The 17763-nt window shown below is 63.0% G+C and carries 12 protein-coding genes and 1 pseudogene; 10 read left to right on the top strand and 3 right to left on the bottom strand.

Annotation, left to right across the window (positions count from 1 at the left end; genetic code table 11):
- Positions 1-66: 66 nt before the first annotated feature.
- From HX801_RS22460 to HX801_RS22415, 10 genes and pseudogenes are all read left to right on the top strand, one after another.
- Positions 67-1926: an extracellular solute-binding protein gene (locus tag HX801_RS22460; RefSeq protein WP_003208022.1), complete on the top strand. Its 1860-nt coding sequence runs from the start codon at positions 67-69 to the stop codon at positions 1924-1926.
- Positions 1926-2987 carry a microcin C ABC transporter permease YejB gene (locus HX801_RS22455; protein ID WP_003208021.1) on the top strand — a complete coding sequence of 354 codons (1062 nt, stop codon included), beginning with the start codon at positions 1926-1928 and terminating at the stop codon, positions 2985-2987. The genes HX801_RS22460 and HX801_RS22455 overlap by 1 nt, the downstream gene beginning before the upstream one ends.
- Positions 2987-4009: an ABC transporter permease gene (locus HX801_RS22450; RefSeq protein ID WP_177022751.1), complete on the top strand. Its 1023-nt coding sequence runs from the start codon at positions 2987-2989 to the stop codon at positions 4007-4009. Before HX801_RS22455 ends, HX801_RS22450 begins: the two co-directional genes overlap by 1 nt.
- An 11-nt stretch (positions 4010-4020) precedes the next feature.
- Complete coding sequence (locus HX801_RS22445) at positions 4021-5592, top strand: ABC transporter ATP-binding protein (protein ID WP_177022750.1); 1572 nt, start codon at positions 4021-4023, stop codon at positions 5590-5592.
- On the top strand, positions 5589-6986 hold the full coding sequence (locus HX801_RS22440) for a sigma-54-dependent Fis family transcriptional regulator (protein WP_003208015.1): 1398 nt from the start codon (positions 5589-5591) through the stop codon (positions 6984-6986). Before HX801_RS22445 ends, HX801_RS22440 begins: the two co-directional genes overlap by 4 nt.
- A gap of 296 nt (positions 6987-7282) precedes the next feature.
- Entirely contained in the window at positions 7283-8674 is a 1392-nt protein-coding gene (locus tag HX801_RS22435) for a GntP family permease (protein ID WP_102606532.1), read from the top strand.
- Between the two features lie 7 nt (positions 8675-8681).
- Entirely contained in the window at positions 8682-9455 is a 774-nt protein-coding gene (locus HX801_RS22430) for a 3-hydroxybutyrate dehydrogenase (RefSeq protein ID WP_008436986.1), read from the top strand.
- Between the two features lie 169 nt (positions 9456-9624).
- Complete coding sequence (locus HX801_RS22425) at positions 9625-11583, top strand: acetoacetate--CoA ligase (protein ID WP_177022749.1); 1959 nt, start codon at positions 9625-9627, stop codon at positions 11581-11583.
- Between the two features lie 135 nt (positions 11584-11718).
- Complete coding sequence (locus HX801_RS22420) at positions 11719-14256, top strand: PAS domain-containing protein (protein ID WP_177022748.1); 2538 nt, start codon at positions 11719-11721, stop codon at positions 14254-14256.
- A gap of 27 nt (positions 14257-14283) precedes the next feature.
- Positions 14284-14574 (top strand): annotated as a pseudogene (locus tag HX801_RS22415) (peptidylprolyl isomerase); the annotation flags it as partial.
- Positions 14575-14690: 116 nt separating this feature from the next.
- On the opposite strand, the gene HX801_RS22410 reads toward HX801_RS22415, so the two are convergent.
- The 3 genes from HX801_RS22410 to HX801_RS22400 form a co-directional block, all read right to left on the bottom strand.
- Complete coding sequence (locus HX801_RS22410; protein ID WP_177022747.1) at positions 14691-15599, bottom strand: sugar kinase; 909 nt, start codon at positions 15597-15599, stop codon at positions 14691-14693.
- Positions 15600-15728: 129 nt separating this feature from the next.
- On the bottom strand, positions 15729-16937 hold the full coding sequence (locus tag HX801_RS22405; RefSeq protein ID WP_003208003.1) for an amino acid deaminase: 1209 nt from the start codon (positions 16935-16937) through the stop codon (positions 15729-15731).
- A gap of 9 nt (positions 16938-16946) precedes the next feature.
- Positions 16947-17711 (bottom strand): IclR family transcriptional regulator, encoded by a 765-nt coding sequence (locus HX801_RS22400; RefSeq protein WP_003208002.1) that lies wholly within the window; start codon positions 17709-17711, stop codon positions 16947-16949.
- Between the last annotated feature and the right edge of the window lie 52 nt (positions 17712-17763).

Below are 17763 nucleotides of genomic sequence, written 5' to 3'. Positions count from 1 at the left end.
CTGGCGAGGCGTACGCGCATAGCGTACAAATCCCTTTACCTCTTCACCCGGCGCCCAAGGCTGATAATGCGAGTCGCTTTTTCTACCCTGTTTTGCTCCACCCTGGCCCTGTTGCTGGCCAGCACCGCCGTGATCGCCGCGCCGCAATCGGCATTGACCGTGTACGGCGAGCCGGCCAAATACCAACCCGGCTTCACCCATTTCGACTACGCCAACCCCAATGCCCCCAAGGGCGGCAGCCTGCGGCGTTCGGCGATCGAAATCGGGCGCTACGACCATGTACTGCCTTATGGCGACAAAGGCATCGGGGTCAGCCAGGTCGACGGCTGGCTGTATTCGCCCCTGGCCCTGCGTTCGCTGGACGAACCCTACACGGTCTACGGCCTGGTGGCGGAAAAGATGGAGCGGTCAGACGACGGTCTGTCCCTGCGTTTCTACCTGAACCCCAAGGCGCGTTTCGCCGATGGCCAACCGATCACCGCCGAAGACGTGCGTTACTCCTTTGACCTGCTGATGACCCAAGGCAGCCTGCGCTACCGCACGCTGTTCGCCGACGTCAAACACGTCGAAGTCGAAGGCCCGCGCCAGGTGCGCTTCGATTTCGCAAGCAATGAAAACCGCACCCTGCCCCTGGATGTCGCGACCCTGCCGGTGTTCCCCGAGCATTGGTGGAAGACCCGCAACTTCGCCGACGGCGGCGGCTACGAGATTCCCCTCGGCAGCGGCCCCTACACCATCAGCAAGGTGGATGCCGGCAACACCATCACGTTCAAGCGTGACCCGAACTGGTGGGGCAAGGACCTGCCCATCAGCCGCGGCCTGTACAACTTCGATCACCTGAGCCTGGAATACTTCGGCGACACCGAAGTGGCGCGCCAGGTCCTGCGGGGCGGCGCCTATGACTTCAACCGCGAATTCTCTGCCACCGGCTACTCCATCGGCTACAACGGCCCGGCCCTCGATGATGGCCGCCTGCAACGTGCGCACCTGGCCAAGGAGGCACCGCAGCCGGCCCAGGGCTACGTGTTCAACGTGCAAAAACCGATGTTCAAGGACCGCCGCGTGCGCCAGGCCCTGGCCATGCTGTGGGACTTCGAGTGGGCCAACCGGCAGATGATGCGCAACATGTACATCCGTCAGCAAAGCTTCTTCTCCAACAGCCCGCTGGCGGCGACCCAACTGCCGGATGCCCAGGAACTGGCGATTCTGGAACCTTTGCGCGGGCAGATTCCCGACGAAGTCTTCACCCAGGTGTTCAAGGCCCCCACCACTGACGGCACCGGGATGATCCGCGACAAGCAGCTGCAAGCCCTGGCCCTGCTGGAACAGGCCGGCTGGAAGCCCGACGGTGACAAGCTGGTGAATGCCGAGGGCGAGCCGCTGGAGTTCACCTTCCTCAACGCCCAGAACGGCCTTGAGCGCCTGTTGTTGCCGTACAAGCGCAACCTGGCGCAGATCGGCATCACCCTCAACATCCGCCGCATTGACTCCTCGCAATACGTCAACCGCCTGATGGCCCGGGACTACGACATGATCGTCACCGGCTTCCCGGTTACCACCTCGCCGGGGATGGAGCTGTACAACTACTTCGGTTCGGCCGCCGCGTTTGATACCGGCGCCAACAACTACATGGTGCTGAAAGACCCGGCCGTCGACAGCCTGATCAACGGCCTGGTCAAGGCCGATACCCAGTCGCTGATGCTCAGTTACGCCCACGCCCTGGACCGCGTGCTGCAATGGAATTACCTGTGGATCCCCAACTACTACCCGCCGGGCACCTCCGCCGCGTGGTGGAACCGCTTCGGCCGCCCGGCCGTGGAAGCCAAGACCGATGAGGCCCTGGAAACCTGGTGGGAAATCAGCCCCACGCCGCTGACCAATGAACAGATGAAAGCCGAACTGACCAAACGCCCGGGAGCCCGCTGATGTTTGCCTATATCGTGCGGCGCTTGCTGCTGATCATTCCCACCCTGGTGATTATCCTGCTGGTGAATTTCGTTATCGTGCAGGCCGCGCCCGGCGGGCCGGTGGAACAGGCCATCGCCCACCTCCAAGGCATCGGTGGCGGTGGCGTCGGCGGCTCGTCTGCCGAAAGCCTCAGCAGCGGTTCACGGGCCAGCCGAGGCCTGGACCCGAAACTGATCAAGGACATCGAAAAACAATACGGCTTCGACAAGCCCGCGCCGGAACGCCTGTGGCTGATGCTCAAGAGCTACGCCCAGCTGGACTTCGGCAACAGCTTCTTCCGTGGCAAAAGCGTGACCGACCTGATCCTCGAAAAGATGCCGGTGACCATTTCCCTCGGCCTGTGGGCCACCTTGATCACCTACCTGGTGTCGATCCCGCTGGGGATTCGCAAGGCGGTGCGCCATGGCAGCAGTTTTGATGTGTGGAGCAGCACCGCGATCGTGATTGGCTATGCGATGCCGGCGTTCCTGTTTGCGATGTTCCTGATCGTGGTGTTCGCCGGCGGCACTTCGTTGAACTGGTTCCCGGTGCGCGGGCTGGTCTCGGAAAACTTCGACCAGTTGAGCACCGTCGGCAAGATCGCCGATTACTTCTGGCACCTGGTACTGCCGGTCAGCGCCCTGGTGATCGGCGGCTTCGCCACCTTGACCATCCTCACGAAAAACTCGTTCCTCAATGAAATCACCCGCCAGTACGTGGTCACCGCCCGGGCCAAAGGCTTGAGTGAACGCCGGGTGCTTTACGGGCATGTGTTTCGCAATGCCATGCTGCTGGTGATCTCGGGGATTCCCCAGGCATTTATCGCGGTGTTCTTTGCCGGCTCGCTGCTGATCGAGGTGATCTTCTCCCTCGACGGCCTCGGTCGCATGAGCTACGAAGCTGCAGTTTCACGGGATTATCCGGTGGTGTTCGGTTCGTTGTTTATCTTCACGCTGTTTGGCCTTTTGATAAAACTCATCGGTGACCTCTGCTACACCCTGGTGGACCCGCGTATCGACTTCGCCGCGAGGAACGCCTGATGCTCAAGCTCTCTCCCGTGGCCCGTCGGCGCTTTGAACGCTTCAAGAAAAACCGCCGCGGCTGGTGGTCGCTGTGGCTGTTTATCGGCCTGTTTATCCTGACCCTCGGCGGCGAGTTGATCGCTAATGACAAACCCCTGGTGCTCAGCTACCAGAACGAACTGTATTTCCCGGTGTTCAAGCGCTACACCGAGCAGGAGTTCGGCGGGCAACTGCCGTTCCAGGCGGATTACCGCAGTGATTACGTGCAGAACCTGATCAAGAAGGACGGCGGCTGGATGCTGTTCCCGCCAATCCCGTTCAGCGACGACACCCCCAACTATGAGCTGACCCGCCCTGCCCCCAGCCCGCCATCGAGCGTGAACTGGCTGGGCACCGATGACCAATCCCGCGACGTGCTGGCGCGGGTGATCTTCGGTGCCCGGGTGTCGATTCTGTTTGCCCTGGCTCTCACCGCCATCAGCGCCGCCATCGGAATCGCGGCGGGTGCGTTGCAGGGATATTACGGCGGCTGGGTCGACTTGCTCGGGCAACGAATATTGGAAGTGTGGTCCGGGCTGCCGGTGCTGTACCTGCTGATCATCCTGTCAGGGTTTGTCGAACCGAATTTCTGGTGGCTGCTGGGGATCATGGCGCTGTTTTCCTGGCTGGCCCTGGTGGACGTGGTGCGCGCCGAGTTCCTGCGGGGGCGCAACCTGGAGTACGTCAAGGCCGCGCGGGCGTTGGGCCTGGGGGACGGCAAGATCATCCGCCGGCATATCCTGCCGAATGCGATGACCGCCACCCTGAGCTACTTGCCGTTCATTTTGACCGGGGCGATTTCTACCCTGAGCGCCCTGGATTTCCTCGGTTTCGGCATGCCCGCCGGCAGCGCGTCACTGGGTGAGCTGATCGCCCAGGGCAAGCAGAACCTGCAAGCGCCGTGGCTGGGACTGACCGCGTTTTTCACCCTGGCGCTGATCCTGTCGTTGCTGGTGTTTATCGGCGAGGCGTTGCGTGACGCCTTCGACCCACGCTCATGAAGGCCGTTGAGATGACTGAAAACCTGATCGAGATTCGCGACCTGAGTGTCGCCTTCAACGGCCAGACGGTGGTGCGCAAGCTGTGCCTGGACGTGCGCCCCGGCGAGTGCCTGGCGCTGGTGGGCGAGTCGGGTTCGGGCAAATCGGTGACCGCCCATTCGATCCTGCAACTGCTGCCCGAAGCCGGCACAGAAACCACCGGCTCGGTGCGCTATCGCGGCCAGGAACTGCTCGGCGCCACGCCCGCCACCCTGCAAAAACTGCGGGGCAACCGGATTGCGATGATCTTCCAGGAGCCGATGACTTCCCTGAATCCGCTGCACAGCATCGAGAAGCAGATCGGCGAAACCCTGCTGTTGCACAAGGGCCTGGGCGGCAAACAGGCCCAGGCGCGGATCCTCGAATTGCTCGAACTGGTGGGCATCCAGAAACCCCGGGAACGCCTCAAGGCCTACCCCCACCAACTCTCCGGCGGCCAGCGCCAGCGGGTGATGATCGCCATGGCCCTGGCCTGTGAGCCAGAACTGCTGATTGCCGATGAGCCGACGACTGCACTGGATGTGACGGTGCAGCGCAAGATCCTGCTGCTGCTCAAGTCCCTGCAACAACGCCTGGGCATGTCGCTGCTGCTGATCAGCCACGACCTCAACCTGGTGCGCAGCATTGCCCAGCGGGTGTGCGTGATGAAGGCCGGGGAAATTGTCGAACAGGCGGATTGCGAAACCCTGTTCTGCGCCCCGCAGCACCCTTACAGCCGCCTGCTGCTGGATGCTGAACCGGCAGGCATCGTCTTGAATCACGAGGCGCGGGAGACGGTGTTGCAGGTGGATAACCTGAGTGTGCAGTTCCCGCTGGGCGGCGGACTGTTCCGGCGCAAGCAGTACCTGCAAGCGGTGGACGGCATCAGCCTGGAGGTACAGCGCGGCAAGACACTGGGGATTGTCGGCGAGTCCGGCTCGGGCAAATCCACCCTGGGCCAGGCGATTCTGCGGCTGCTGGATTCCAGCGGCGCGATTCGCTTCCAGGGCGAGGCCCTCGACGGCCTGACGCAAAAGCAGATGCAACCGTGGCGCAAGCAGATGCAGGTGGTGTTCCAGGACCCGTTCGGCAGCCTCAGCCCGCGGATGTCGGTGGCGCAGATCATCAGCGAAGGCCTGGAAGTGCATGCGCCGTGCAGCCTCAAGGACCGCGAAGCCCAAGTGATTCGCGTGCTGGAAGACGTGGGCCTGGACCCTGCCAGCCGCCATCGCTACCCCCATGAATTCTCCGGCGGCCAGCGCCAGCGCATCGCCATCGCCCGTGCGCTGGTGCTCAAGCCGGCGCTGATCCTGCTGGACGAACCCACTTCTGCACTGGACCGTACCGTGCAGAAACAGGTGGTCGCCCTGCTGCTTGAGCTGCAGGAAAAGTACGGCCTGACGTACCTGTTTATCAGCCATGACCTGGCAGTGGTGCGGGCCCTGGCCCACGACATGATCGTGATCAAGGACGGTAAGGTGGTGGAACGCGGGCCCAGCGATGAAGTGTTTGCCGCGCCTCAACACCCTTACACCCGGGAACTCCTCGCGGCGGCGCACCCATGAGCACCACTGGCAGCCTCAAGGATTACCAATACGTTCGCGGCCTGGCGATCCAGTCGCTGTTCGAGATCATCGAGCAGTCCAGCGAAGGCACGGTGATTGTCGACGGTGACGCGAACATCGTCTGGATGAACGAGCGCTACGCGAAGCGCTTCGGCCTGAAAAGCGCCGACGAAGCCATCGGGCAACCCTGCGAGCAGGTGATTTCCAACAGCCTGTTGCGCCAGGTGGTGCGTAACGACCAGCCGATATTGCTGGATATTCAGGACACGCCCAAAGGCCCGCTGGTGGTGATGCGCCTGCCGATCCATGACGACGCCGGCAAGGTGATCGGCGCCATCGGGTTTGCGTTGTTTGATGAGCTGCGCAACCTGTCGCCGCTGATCGAGCGTTACCTGAGCATGCAGCAGGAACTGGCTTCCACTCGGTCGCTGCTGAGGTCGCGGCAGAGTAAATACAACTTCGCGCACTTTATCGGCACCAGCGCGGCCAGCCTGGAAGTCAAACGTCGGGCGCGGCGCAGTGCGAGTGCGGAGTCGCCAGTGTTGCTGCTGGGGGAAACCGGGACCGGCAAGGAGCTGCTGGCCCAGGCGATTCATGGTGCATCGCCTCGCGCCCATAAAGCTTTCGTCAGCATCAACAGCGCAGCCATCCCGCATGATTTGCTGGAGGCGGAATTCTTCGGCACCGCGCCCGGCGCGTTTACCGGCGCCGACCGCAAGGGCCGCCCCGGCAAGTTGCAGATTGCCCAGGGCGGCACGCTGTTTCTGGATGAGATCGGCGACATGCCGCTACCACTGCAAAGCAAATTGCTGCGGGTGTTGCAGGAGAAAGAGTTCGAGCCGGTGGGCTCCAACGAGATGATCCACAGCGATGTGCGGGTGATTGCGGCCACGTCCATGGACCTGGAAGCGGCAATCAAGCGCGGGGAGTTTCGGGCGGACCTGTATTACCGGCTGAATGTGCTGCCGATCCAGGTACCGCCGCTGCGCGCGCGGCTGGATGATTTGCCGGCGTTGAGCGAGGCGATTCTGGAGGAGTTGCGCAGCCAGCATGAGCTGGACCGCGAGGCCTTGGCGTTATTGGCGCAGCATGCGTGGCCGGGGAATATCCGCGAGCTGCGCAATGTGCTGGAGCGGGCGGCACTGTTGAGTGATGACCTGGTGCTGGATGCCAGTGAAATTCGCGCAGCAATTGGTACATTCAGCCCGGTTGAGCAGAGTTCGGTAGAGACCGTTGAGGGCGAGAGTTTCAGCGCGGCCCGGGAGCGGTTTGATCGGCAGGTGATTGGGGCGGCGTTGAAGCACTGTGAGGGGAATGTGGTGGAGGCGGCGAAGCGGCTGGGGCTGGGTCGGTCGACCTTGTACAAGAAAATGGTTGCCTTGGGCATCGCCTAGTCTCCAAAAAGAGACACAATTCCAAATACAGAGAAAATCCAATGTGGGAGCGGGCTTGCTCGCGAATGCGGTGTGTCAGTGCCTGAATTACTGCCTGATACACCGCATTCGCGAGCAAGCCCGCTCCCACATTTGATCTCCAACAGTCTCAAATTCGGGACAAAACTTGAGAACACTCTCACAGATCAAGAATTTCTCTATATATTTCAACAGGTTAACAACTTGGCACACATCTCGCTAAAGACCCTCCCCACCGCCTCACCCCCACAAAAATAACAATCAGATGGAGACACACCATGAGTGTGATCATTGCCCTCGCCGCCCTGGCGCTGCTGATGCTGGCCGCCTACCGTGGCTACAGCGTCATCCTGTTCGCCCCCATCGCCGCCCTCGGCGCCGTGCTGCTCACCGACCCTTCCGCCGTCGCTCCCGCGTTCACCGGGGTGTTCATGGAGAAAATGGTCGGCTTCCTCAAGCTGTATTTCCCGGTATTCCTGCTCGGTGCGGTGTTCGGCAAGCTGATTGAAATCTCCGGCTTCTCGCGCTCCATCGTCGCCGCCGCGATCCAGTTGCTCGGCACCCGCCAGGCGATGCTGGTGATCGTGCTGGTGTGCGCCCTGCTGACCTACGGCGGCGTGTCGCTGTTCGTGGTGGTGTTCGCGGTGTACCCGTTTGCGGCCGAGATGTTCCGCCAGAGCAATATCCCCAAGCGCCTGCTGCCGGCGACCATCGCCCTCGGCGCGTTCTCGTTCACCATGGACGCCCTGCCCGGCACGCCGCAGATCCAGAACATCATCCCCAGCACCTTTTTCAACACCACCGCCTGGGCCGCGCCGTGGCTGGGGCTGATCGGCACCATCTTCGTGTTCTGCGCCGGCATGCTGTACCTGGCCCGCCAGCGCAACAAGGCCCAGCGCGCCGGTGAAGGCTATGGGACCGAGCTGCGCAACGAGCCGGAAACCGCCGAAGACATCAAGCTGCCCAATCCATGGATCGCCCTGTCGCCGCTGCTGCTGGTGGGCCTCATGAACCTGCTGTTCACCCACTGGATTCCGCTGTGGTACGGCAAGACCCACACCCTCAGCCTGCCGGGCATGAGCGCGCCGGTGCAAACCGAAGTCGCCAAGCTCACGGCAATCTGGGCGGTGCAGGCGGCGTTGCTGGTGGGGATTATCGTGGTGCTGGTGTTCGGCTTCTCGGCGATTCGCAGCAAGCTCGCCGAGGGCAGCAAAAGTGCCGTCAGCGGCGCGCTGCTGGCGGCGATGAACACCGCTTCGGAATACGGTTTTGGTGCGGTGATCGCCTCGCTGCCGGGCTTCCTGGTGCTGGCGGACTGGCTCAAGGGCATTCCCAACCCACTGGTCAACGAAGCGATTACCGTGACCCTGCTGGCCGGCATCACCGGTTCCGCCTCGGGCGGCATGAGCATCGCGCTGGCGGCCATGTCGGAGAGCTTTATTTCAGCGGCCCATGCGGCCAATATCCCCCTTGAAGTACTGCACCGGGTCGCGGCCATGGCCAGCGGCGGCATGGACACCCTGCCCCACAACGGCGCCGTGATCACGCTGCTGGCGGTCACCGGGCTGACCCACCGCGAAGCCTATAAAGATATTTTCGGCATCACGATCATCAAGACCCTCGCGGTGTTCGTGGTGATTGGTACTTTCTACGCCACCGGCATTGTGTGAGGTTGATATGACGACATTGAACGGCAAGACCGCCCTGGTCACCGGTTCCACCAGCGGCATCGGCCTGGGCATTGCCCTGAGCCTGGCCAAGGCCGGCGCCAACCTGATCCTCAACGGCTTCGGCGATGCCAGCGCGGTGATCGCCCAGGTGCAGGCCTTCGGCGGCAAGGTCGGGCATCATCCGGCCGACGTCAGCGACCCGGCGCAGATCGCCGAGATGATCGCCTACGCCGAGCGCGAGTTTGGCGGCATCGACATTCTGGTGAACAACGCCGGGATCCAGCATGTGGCGCCGGTGGACGAATTCCCGGTGGAGCGCTGGGATTCGATCATTGCGATCAACCTGTCGTCGGTGTTCCACAGCACGCGTTTGAGCCTGCCGGGCATGAAAGCCAAGGGTTGGGGGCGGATCGTCAATATCGCCTCGGTGCATGGGCTGGTGGGTTCGGTGGGCAAGGCGGCTTACGTCGCTGCCAAGCACGGGGTGATCGGGCTGACCAAGGTGGTGGGCCTGGAAACCGCCCAGAGTAATGTCACCTGCAATGCCATCTGCCCGGGCTGGGTGCTGACGCCGCTGGTGCAGAAGCAGATTGATGACCGCATTGCCAGCGGAGTTGACCCGCAGCAGGCGCAGCAGGATTTGCTGGCGGAGAAGCAGCCGTCGCTGGAGTTCGTGACACCGCCGCAATTGGGGGAGCTGGTGCTGTTCCTGTGCAGCGAAGCCGGCAGCCAGGTGCGGGGCGCGGCGTGGAATATCGACGGTGGCTGGCTGGCCCAGTAAACGACGATTCCCAAGACACCGCAGCTCAAATGTGGGAGCGGGCTTGCTCGCGAATGCGGTGTATCAGTTAACACATCTGGAACTGACCCACCGCATTCGCGAGCAAGCCCGCTCCCACATTTTGATCGGTGTCGTTAGATAGATCAGATAATAAAAAAGAGATTTCCTTATGTCCGAAATACTCTGGCAACCCTCCCCCGAACGCATCCACAACACCCGGATGGATCAGTTCCGGCGCTTCATCAATGATCGCCATGCCTTGCAGATCAGCGACTACCCGGCCCTGCACCAGTGGAGCATCGACCAGCGCCCGGACTTCTGGCAGTCGATTGTCGAGTTCTTCGACGTGCAGTTCCGCACGCCGCCCAGCGCGGTACTGATCGAAGACGCCGAGATGCCCAGCGCCCAGTGGTTTCCCGGCGCTACCCTGAACTTTGCCGAACACCTGCTGCGCCGCCGCGACGATCACCCCGCCGTGGTCGCGATCAGCGAAGACGGCCAGCGCGAGCAACTGACCTACGCCGAACTGGCCCGCCATGTCGCCGGCCTGCAACGCAGCCTGCGGGCGGCCGGCGTGGGCGTGGGGGACCGGGTGGCCGCGTGCATGCCCAACACCTGGCAAACCCTGGTGGGCATGCTCGCCACCACCAGCCTCGGCGCCATCTGGTCGTGCTCCTCGCCGGACTTCGGCACCCAGGGCGTGATCGACCGCTTCGGCCAGATAGAACCCAAGGTGCTGATCACCTGCGCCGGTTACCGCTACGCCGGCAAGGTCATCGACCAAAGCAGCAAGCTCAATGAAATCCTCGAACGGCTGCCGTCCCTGCAACAGCTGATCATCGTGCCCTATGCCCGCCCGCAGGCGCGTCCCGAGGAGTATCAGACCCGGGCCAACGTCGCGCTCTGGAACGACTTCTACAGCCCCGGCGGTGAGCCCGATTTCGTCGCCGTGCCCTTCGATCATCCGCTGTACATCCTCTATTCCAGCGGCACCACCGGCGTGCCCAAGTGCATCATCCACGGCACCGGCGGCGTGCTGCTCACCCACCTCAAGGAACACGGCCTGCACGCCGACCTGTCGCGGGACGACTGCCTGTTCTACTACACCACCTGCGGCTGGATGATGTGGAACTGGCTGGTGTCGGTACTGGCCATCGGCGCCACGGCGGTGCTGTATGACGGCTCGCCGTTTCACCCCGGGCCGGAACGCCTGATGGACCTGATCGACCAGGAAAAAATCAGCGTGTTCGGCACCAGCCCCAAGTTCCTCGCCACCCTGGAGAAGGCCGGGCTGCAACCGCGGCTGAGCCATGACCTGGGCAGCCTCAAGGGCCTGATTTCTACCGGCTCCCCGCTGTCGCCCCAGAGCTACGACTACGTGTACCGCGAGATCAAGCCCGAGCTATGCCTGTCGTCGATGTCGGGTGGCACCGATATCGTGTCCTGCTTCGTGATCGGCAACCCGGTGCTGCCGGTGCGCCGTGGCGAGATGCAGTGCAAGAGCCTGGCAATGGCTATCGAAGTGTGGGACGACCAGGGCCACCCGCTGGTGGGCGAAAAAGGCGAACTGGTGTGCACCCGGCACTTCCCGGCAATGCCCATCGGCCTGTGGAATGACCCGCACCAGGAAAAACTGCGGGCCTCGTATTTCAGCCAGTTCCCCGGCGTGTGGGCCCAGGGCGACTACGCCGAACAGCGGCCCAATGGCAGCCTGCTGATCCATGGCCGCTCGGATGCGGTGCTCAACCCCGGAGGGGTGCGCATCGGCACCGCGGAGATCTACCGCCAGGTGGAAAAAGTGCCTCAGGTCCTGGAAAGCCTGGCCATCGGCCAACGCTGGCAGGATGACGTGCGGGTGGTGCTGTTTGTGCGCCTCAACGATGGCATCGAACTGGACGACGGCCTGGAGCAGCAGATCCGCCAGGTGATCCGCGCCAACACCACGCCGCGCCACGTGCCGGCGAAGATCCTCGCGGTGACGGATATCCCGCGCACCATCAGCGGCAAGATCGTCGAGCTGGCGGTGCGCAACGTGGTGCATGGCGAGGCGGTCAAGAACACCGACGCACTGGCCAACCCCGAGGCGCTGGAGCAATTTCGTGATCGCCCGGAGCTGGCAGAAAGATGAAACGTTTTAGCCTTTAAGCACTCATTTGAAGACAAACCCCTCAAGCATGCTATTTTTCGAGGGTGGAAAGCCGGCCCCGGGTCGCGGGATAATCGGCTTTTGTCATTCTTCAAGCGTTACGCGCAGGGCATTTACATGAACGTATCACCCACCGGCAGCGAGGCCGCAGCACTGATTGCGCGGCTGGACTGGGCACGAAGCCCCCTCGGTGACGCCATTGATTGGCCGCAAAGTCTCCGTACCGCCGTCGACATCGTGATCCATTCACCGATGCCGATGCTGTTGCTGTGGGGCGCCGAACTCACCCAGATCTACAACGATGGCTTCGCGATGCTGGCGGGCAACAAGCATCCGGCAGCCTTCGGCCAACCGGCTGACCTGATCTGGCCTGAGCTCAAGCCGTTTACCGACCCGATCTACAGCGCCGTCTTCGCGGGCCAGGTGCGCACGTTCACCGAGCAGCGTTTCGTGCTGCAACGCAATCACCGCGACACCGAGATCTGGCTCGACCTGACCTACAGCCCGATCCGCGACGAGCGTGGCGAGGTCGCCGGGATCCTGATTACCGCCATCGAAACCAACGAGCGCCGGCGCATCGCCCTGGAACTGCAGCAGCGCACCGAGAACAGCCTCAAGGCCCAGCGCAACACCGAGCAACGCCTGCAGCTGGCCCTGGCCGCCACCGATGCCGTGGGCACCTGGGACTGGGATATCGGCGAAGACCGCTTTATCGCCGACGCCCATTTCGCCCAATTGCACGGTGTTGACCCGTGCGACGCCGACCTGCTGCCCATCAGCGACTACCTGCAAGGCGTGCACCCCGAAGACCGTGGCATGGTGGCCCGCAGCATCAAGCACTGCATCACCCACGGCACCGAGTACGCCGAGGAATACCGCCTGCAGCGCGCCGACGGCGAAGTGCGCTGGGTGTTTGCCCGGGGCCGCTGCTACAAGGACCACCATGGCCGACCGGCGCGTTTTCTCGGCGCCGCCCTCGACCTGACCGAGCGCAAGCACACCGAACAGGCCCTGCGCCAAAGCCAGACCGAGCTGCAACTGATCATCAACGCCATGCCGGTGTTGATCGGTTATGTCGACCACGAGCAGCGTTTTCGCCTGAACAACAGTGCCTATCTGGAATGGTACGGCATGACCCCGCAGGAGTTGTACGGCAAGAGCATCCGCGAAGTCGTGGGCGACGAAATCTATGCCGGGCGCGTCGACAAGATCGAGGCGGCGCTCAAGGGCAAGGCCTGCAGTTTCGTTACCGTCACCCCGCACCATGACGGGCGGCCACGCCACGCGCTGATGAAGTACCTGCCGCGTTTCAGCGCTGACGGTTCAGTCAACGGTTTCTATATTTTTGTAATCGACGAGACCGAGCGCAAACTCACCGAGGAAGCCCTGCGCCACCTCAACGAAAACCTCGAAGAGCGCGTCAGCCAGCGCACCCAGGCCCTGGCCGAAGCCAACCAGCGCCTGCAAAACGAGATGTTCGAGCGCGAGCGTGCCGAAGACGCCCTGCGCCATGCCCAGAAGATGGAAGCGGTCGGCCAGCTCACCGGCGGCATCGCCCATGACTTCAACAACATGCTCACCGGGATCATCGGCAGCCTGGACCTGATGCAACGCTATATCGCCGCCGGGCGCAGCGACGAGATCGGCCGTTTCACCGACGCCGCCGTATCCTCGGCTCATCGCGCCGCTGCGCTGACCCATCGCCTGCTGGCCTTCTCCCGCCGCCAATCCCTGGACCGCAAGCCGGTCGACCCGAATCAATTGGTGGCGTCCCTGGAAGACCTGTTCCGCCGCACCAAGGGCGCGCACATCGAACTCAAGGTGCAACTGGGCACCGACGTGTGGCCAGTGAACACCGACGCCAGCCAGCTGGAAAACGCCCTGCTCAACCTGGTGATCAACGCCCGCGATGCGATGCCCGACGGTGGGCAATTGTGCATCGAAACCGCCAACAGCTACCTCGACGGCACCGACATCACCACCCTGGAACCGGTCAAGGCCGGCGACTATGTGATGCTCGGCGTGAGCGACAACGGCGCCGGCATGACCGCGAAAATCCTCGCCAAGGCCTTCGACCCGTTCTTCACCACCAAGCCCATCGGCCAGGGTACCGGCCTTGGGCTGTCGATGATCTATGGGTTTGCACAGCAATCCGGCGGCCACGTGACCATCCAAAGCGAACCGGGCCAGGGCACCTGCGTGCGCCTGTACCTGCCGCGCCTGCATGGCACGGCACTGGAGCGGACCACACCCGCTACCCAGGGCGAAGCCCCGGTGGCGCTGGAAGGCGAAGCCGTGGTGGTGGTCGAGGACGACCCGGCAGTGCGGATGCTGGTGGTGAATGTGCTGGATGAACTGGGCTACACCGCACACCAGGCGGCGGATGCACGGGCGGCGCTGCCGTTGCTGGAGTCCGACTTGCGCGTGGATTTGCTGGTGACTGATGTGGGCTTGCCGGGGATGAACGGCAGGCAACTGGCGGAAATCGCCCGGCAACACCGGCCGGACCTGAAGGTGCTGTTCATGACCGGTTACGCCGAGAAAGCCGCCGAGCGCCAGGGGTTCCTGGAGGAAGGCATGGACATGGTGGCCAAGCCGTTTTCGATTGACCTGCTGGCCAACAAAATCCGCAGCATGATCAGCTCAGAGGCCTGACTTCAGGCATAATCGCGCGCCGTTTCACATCAGGACCGATCAATGAAAGCCCAAGCCCGTCACATTCTGGTGAAAACCAGTGAGGAAGCCGAACAGCTCAAGCAGCGTATTGCCAAGGGCGAAGCGTTTGATGTGTTGGCCAAGAAGTACTCCACCTGCCCTTCCGCCAAGCGCGGCGGTGATTTGGGTGAAGTGCGGCCGGGGCAGATGGTGGGGGTGATTGATGCGGTGATCTTCAAGAAGCCCGTGAAGGTGGTTCATGGGCCGATCAAGAGCAAGTTCGGGTATCACCTGGTGCAAGTGTTTTACCGCGATTGATGGCTGATCGTTCCCACGCTCCGCGTGGGAATGCCTCACCTGACGCTCTGCGTCCGCTCTTGGGACGCAGAGCGTCCCTGGCTGCATTCCCACGCGGAGCGTGGGAACGATCAGCGTTAGTCTCGGGGAATAAGTGCACCCGGCACCTGAATCACCCGGCTCGCCAGCCGATGCCCGGCCAAGGCTGCTTCCTGCGGCGAACCGCCCTTGAGCCGACTGGCCAGGTACGCCGCACTGAACGAATCCCCCGCCGCCGTAGTGTCGACCACCTTCTCCACCACCAGCGCCGGCACCTCGAACCGCTCATCCTCCCAGCGAATCAAACACGCATCCGCCCCGCGCTTGAGCACCACCTCGGCAATCGTCGGGTACGCCGCAAACACCTGCTCGCTGTCTTCATAGCCGAACAACGCGCGCTCGTCATCCTCGGTCAGCAAGGCGATATCCACCTCGGCCAACACCGCGTGATACGCCGCGCGTGCGGCGTCCACGCTGGCCCACAGGCGTGGCCGGTAGTTGTTGTCGAACACCACCTTGCCGCCGCGCTTGCGGGTTTCGACCAGGGTTTCCAGCAGGCGCGCACGGCCCACTTCGCCCAGCACAGCCAGGGTGATGCCGCTGAAATACACCACGTCGTACGTCGGCAACGCTGCCAGGATCGGCTCGGCCGCCGGAGTGGTGAAGCAGTCGCGCACGGCCGCTTCATTGCGCCAGTAGAGGAATTTGCGTTCGCCGTTGGCATCGGTCTGGATGCAGTACAAACCCGGCAGGCGCCCGGGCAGGCGCTGGACCATGCCCAGGCCCAGGCCTTCTTCGGCCCAGTGCTTGCACATGGCATCGCTGAAGCTGTCATCGCCCAGGGCGGTGACGTAGTCGACGGTGCTCGGTTCACCCAGTTCGCGGCGCAGGTAGACGGCGGCGTTCAGGGTGTCGCCGCCGAAGCTTTGTTGCAGGCTGCCGTCGGCGCGGTGTTGCAGTTCGATCATGCATTCGCCGATGAGGGCGATGCGGGGTTTTGTGTTCATGCCTGGGGTCTCTCGATGTACTGGAGGGCCTCTTCGCGAGCAAGCCCGCTCCCACATTTGAATGCATTTCAACTGAAGGAACTCGGTCGAATGTGGGAGCGGGCTTGCTCGCGAAAGGTGCGACTCGGTCTAGAAGCAGGTATGCAGGCTTTCGATCACCTGCAACTGCTCATCCACCAGATTACCCACTTGCCACTTGTCGAAGGTCAGGCACGGGTGGGATGTGCCGAAGGAGATGATGTCGCCAATGCGCAACTCAACCCCCGGTGCGACGACCATGAACGCATGCTGGTCCATCACGGCGGTGACCTTGCACGCGGTCACGTCATCACCCTCGGCTGGCAGCACGCCAGCCTTGTAGCGCTTGAGCGGCACCGGCAGGCCGGCGTCGTAGGCGACGTCGCGCTTGCCCAGGGCGATCACCGCGAAGCCCGGCTCCGGCAGCGATTGCACGTGGGCCCAGACTTCCAGCGCCGGGCGCAGGCCTTCGTTGAGGTCGCTGCGACGATCCAGTACGCAGCACTGCGCGTCTTTGTAGATGCCGTGGTCGTGAGCCACGTAGCTGCCCGGGCGCAATACGCTGAGGAAGCGGCCGGCGGCGTTCTGGGCTTCGAAGGATTCGGCAATCAGGTCGTACCAGGCCGAACCCGAGGCGGTAATGATGGGCTTGGCTAGGTCGAAGGCGCCGCTGTTTTGCAGGTCGACGGCCAGGCGTACCAGGGAGGCGGCGAATTCGCGGATGCCACTGATGGCGTGCTCGCCATGGATCACCCCTTCGTAGCCTTCGATGCCGGTGAGGGCCAGCGCAGGCTGGGCCTTGATCGCCTTGGCCAGGTCGAGCACCTGTTGTTCGGTGCGGCAACCGCAACGCCCGCCGACCACGCCGTATTCGATCATCACGTTCAAGCGCAGGCCACGGGCGGCGAAGAACAGGCCCAGGTCGGCGACGTTGTCCGGGTGGTCGACCATGCAGTGGAAGTCGAATTCGGGGTCGGCCAGCAGGTCGGCGATCAGCGCCATGTTCGGCGCGCCCACCAGTTGGTTGGCCATCAACACCCGGCGAACCCCACCGGCGTACGCAGCGCGGGTCTGCACGGCGTTGGCCAGGGTGATGCCCCAGGCGCCCTGCTCGATCTGCCGCTGGAACAGCGCGGGCATCATGCTGGTCTTGCCGTGAGGCGCCAATTGCGCACCGCTGTTGCTGACGAAATCCTGCATCCAGCGGATGTTGTGTTCCAGGGCGTCACGGTGCAACACCAGGGCTGGCAGGCTGACGTCACGGACCAGATGTGCACCGATGGCGGCGGCGCCTTTTTCAACGGCATTGAAGGCAGACATAAGGGTTTCCTATTCGTTGATGCGACGGGCCAGGTTGTTCGCACTGTCGATCAGCACCCGGCGGTAGTCGTTGTAGTTTTTGATCGCATCGGCCCGTGGGGCGACGATGCACAGGGTCGCAATGCTGATGCCTTGGGCGTCCCGAACCGGGGCGGCAAAGCAGTGGGTAAAGGTGTCGGCGACACTGTCGAAGGAGAAGAATCCGTCGAGGGTGGCCTGACGGATTTGTCCGAGGAAGGTTTCCAGAGGCAGGCGCTGACCGTCCGGGAGGATGAAGTCGTCGTAGTCGATCAGGTCGATGATTTGCTGGTCGCTCAGGTGGCCCAGCAGCAGGCGGCCGGAGGCGGTCCAGGGGATCGGCGCGTTCTCGCCGATGTCTGAGGAAATGCGGAAATGCCGCTCGCCTTCGCGCATCAGGGCCACGGTGTATTTGCGGCCATTGAGCAGGCACATCTGGGCGGTTTCGTGGGTTTGGCTGACGATTTCCTGCAGGGCGTGGTCGGCTTCGCGGGTCAGGTCGAAATGGCGCAGGTGGGCCTGGCCGAGGAAGTACAGCTGACGGCCGAGGTAGACATGACCGTCCTTGCCGACGGTTTCGAGGATGCGCCGTTCCAGCAGCGAAGCCACCAGTTCGTAGACCGTGGATTTGGGGCTGCCGATGCCGCTGGCGATGTCATTCGGGCGCAGGGGCTGGCCGATTTCCTTGAGGAAATCGAGGATATCGAACGCCCGGTCGAGGCCTTTGGCGCGGCGTTTGATGGTGTCTTCGGTCATGGCAGTCGTCGGTCCCGTTTGAAGATGTAGCTATCAACACAGATCCCCTGTG

Origin of the sequence: Pseudomonas sp. G1002, from assembly GCF_013385455.1 — a bacterium.
Classification (GTDB): domain Bacteria; phylum Pseudomonadota; class Gammaproteobacteria; order Pseudomonadales; family Pseudomonadaceae; genus Aquipseudomonas.
Note: the sequence above shows the minus strand (reverse complement) of the source record. Positions and strands in the feature narration are given on the sequence as shown.

Bases quoted from the DNA above. Each gene is read 5' to 3' on its own strand.
- HX801_RS22460 (WP_003208022.1), top strand. From the start codon at position 67: ATGCGAGTCGCTTTTTCTACCCTGTTTTGCTCCACCCTGGCCCTGTTG.
- HX801_RS22455 (WP_003208021.1), top strand. From the start codon at position 1,926: ATGTTTGCCTATATCGTGCGGCGCTTGCTGCTGATCATTCCCACCCTG.
- HX801_RS22450 (WP_177022751.1), top strand. From the start codon at position 2,987: ATGCTCAAGCTCTCTCCCGTGGCCCGTCGGCGCTTTGAACGCTTCAAG.
- HX801_RS22445 (WP_177022750.1), top strand. From the start codon at position 4,021: ATGACTGAAAACCTGATCGAGATTCGCGACCTGAGTGTCGCCTTCAAC.
- HX801_RS22440 (WP_003208015.1), top strand. From the start codon at position 5,589: ATGAGCACCACTGGCAGCCTCAAGGATTACCAATACGTTCGCGGCCTG.
- HX801_RS22435 (WP_102606532.1), top strand. From the start codon at position 7,283: ATGAGTGTGATCATTGCCCTCGCCGCCCTGGCGCTGCTGATGCTGGCC.
- HX801_RS22430 (WP_008436986.1), top strand. From the start codon at position 8,682: ATGACGACATTGAACGGCAAGACCGCCCTGGTCACCGGTTCCACCAGC.
- HX801_RS22425 (WP_177022749.1), top strand. From the start codon at position 9,625: ATGTCCGAAATACTCTGGCAACCCTCCCCCGAACGCATCCACAACACC.
- HX801_RS22420 (WP_177022748.1), top strand. From the start codon at position 11,719: ATGAACGTATCACCCACCGGCAGCGAGGCCGCAGCACTGATTGCGCGG.
- HX801_RS22410 (WP_177022747.1), bottom strand. From the start codon at position 15,599: ATGAACACAAAACCCCGCATCGCCCTCATCGGCGAATGCATGATCGAA.
- HX801_RS22405 (WP_003208003.1), bottom strand. From the start codon at position 16,937: ATGTCTGCCTTCAATGCCGTTGAAAAAGGCGCCGCCGCCATCGGTGCA.
- HX801_RS22400 (WP_003208002.1), bottom strand. From the start codon at position 17,711: ATGACCGAAGACACCATCAAACGCCGCGCCAAAGGCCTCGACCGGGCG.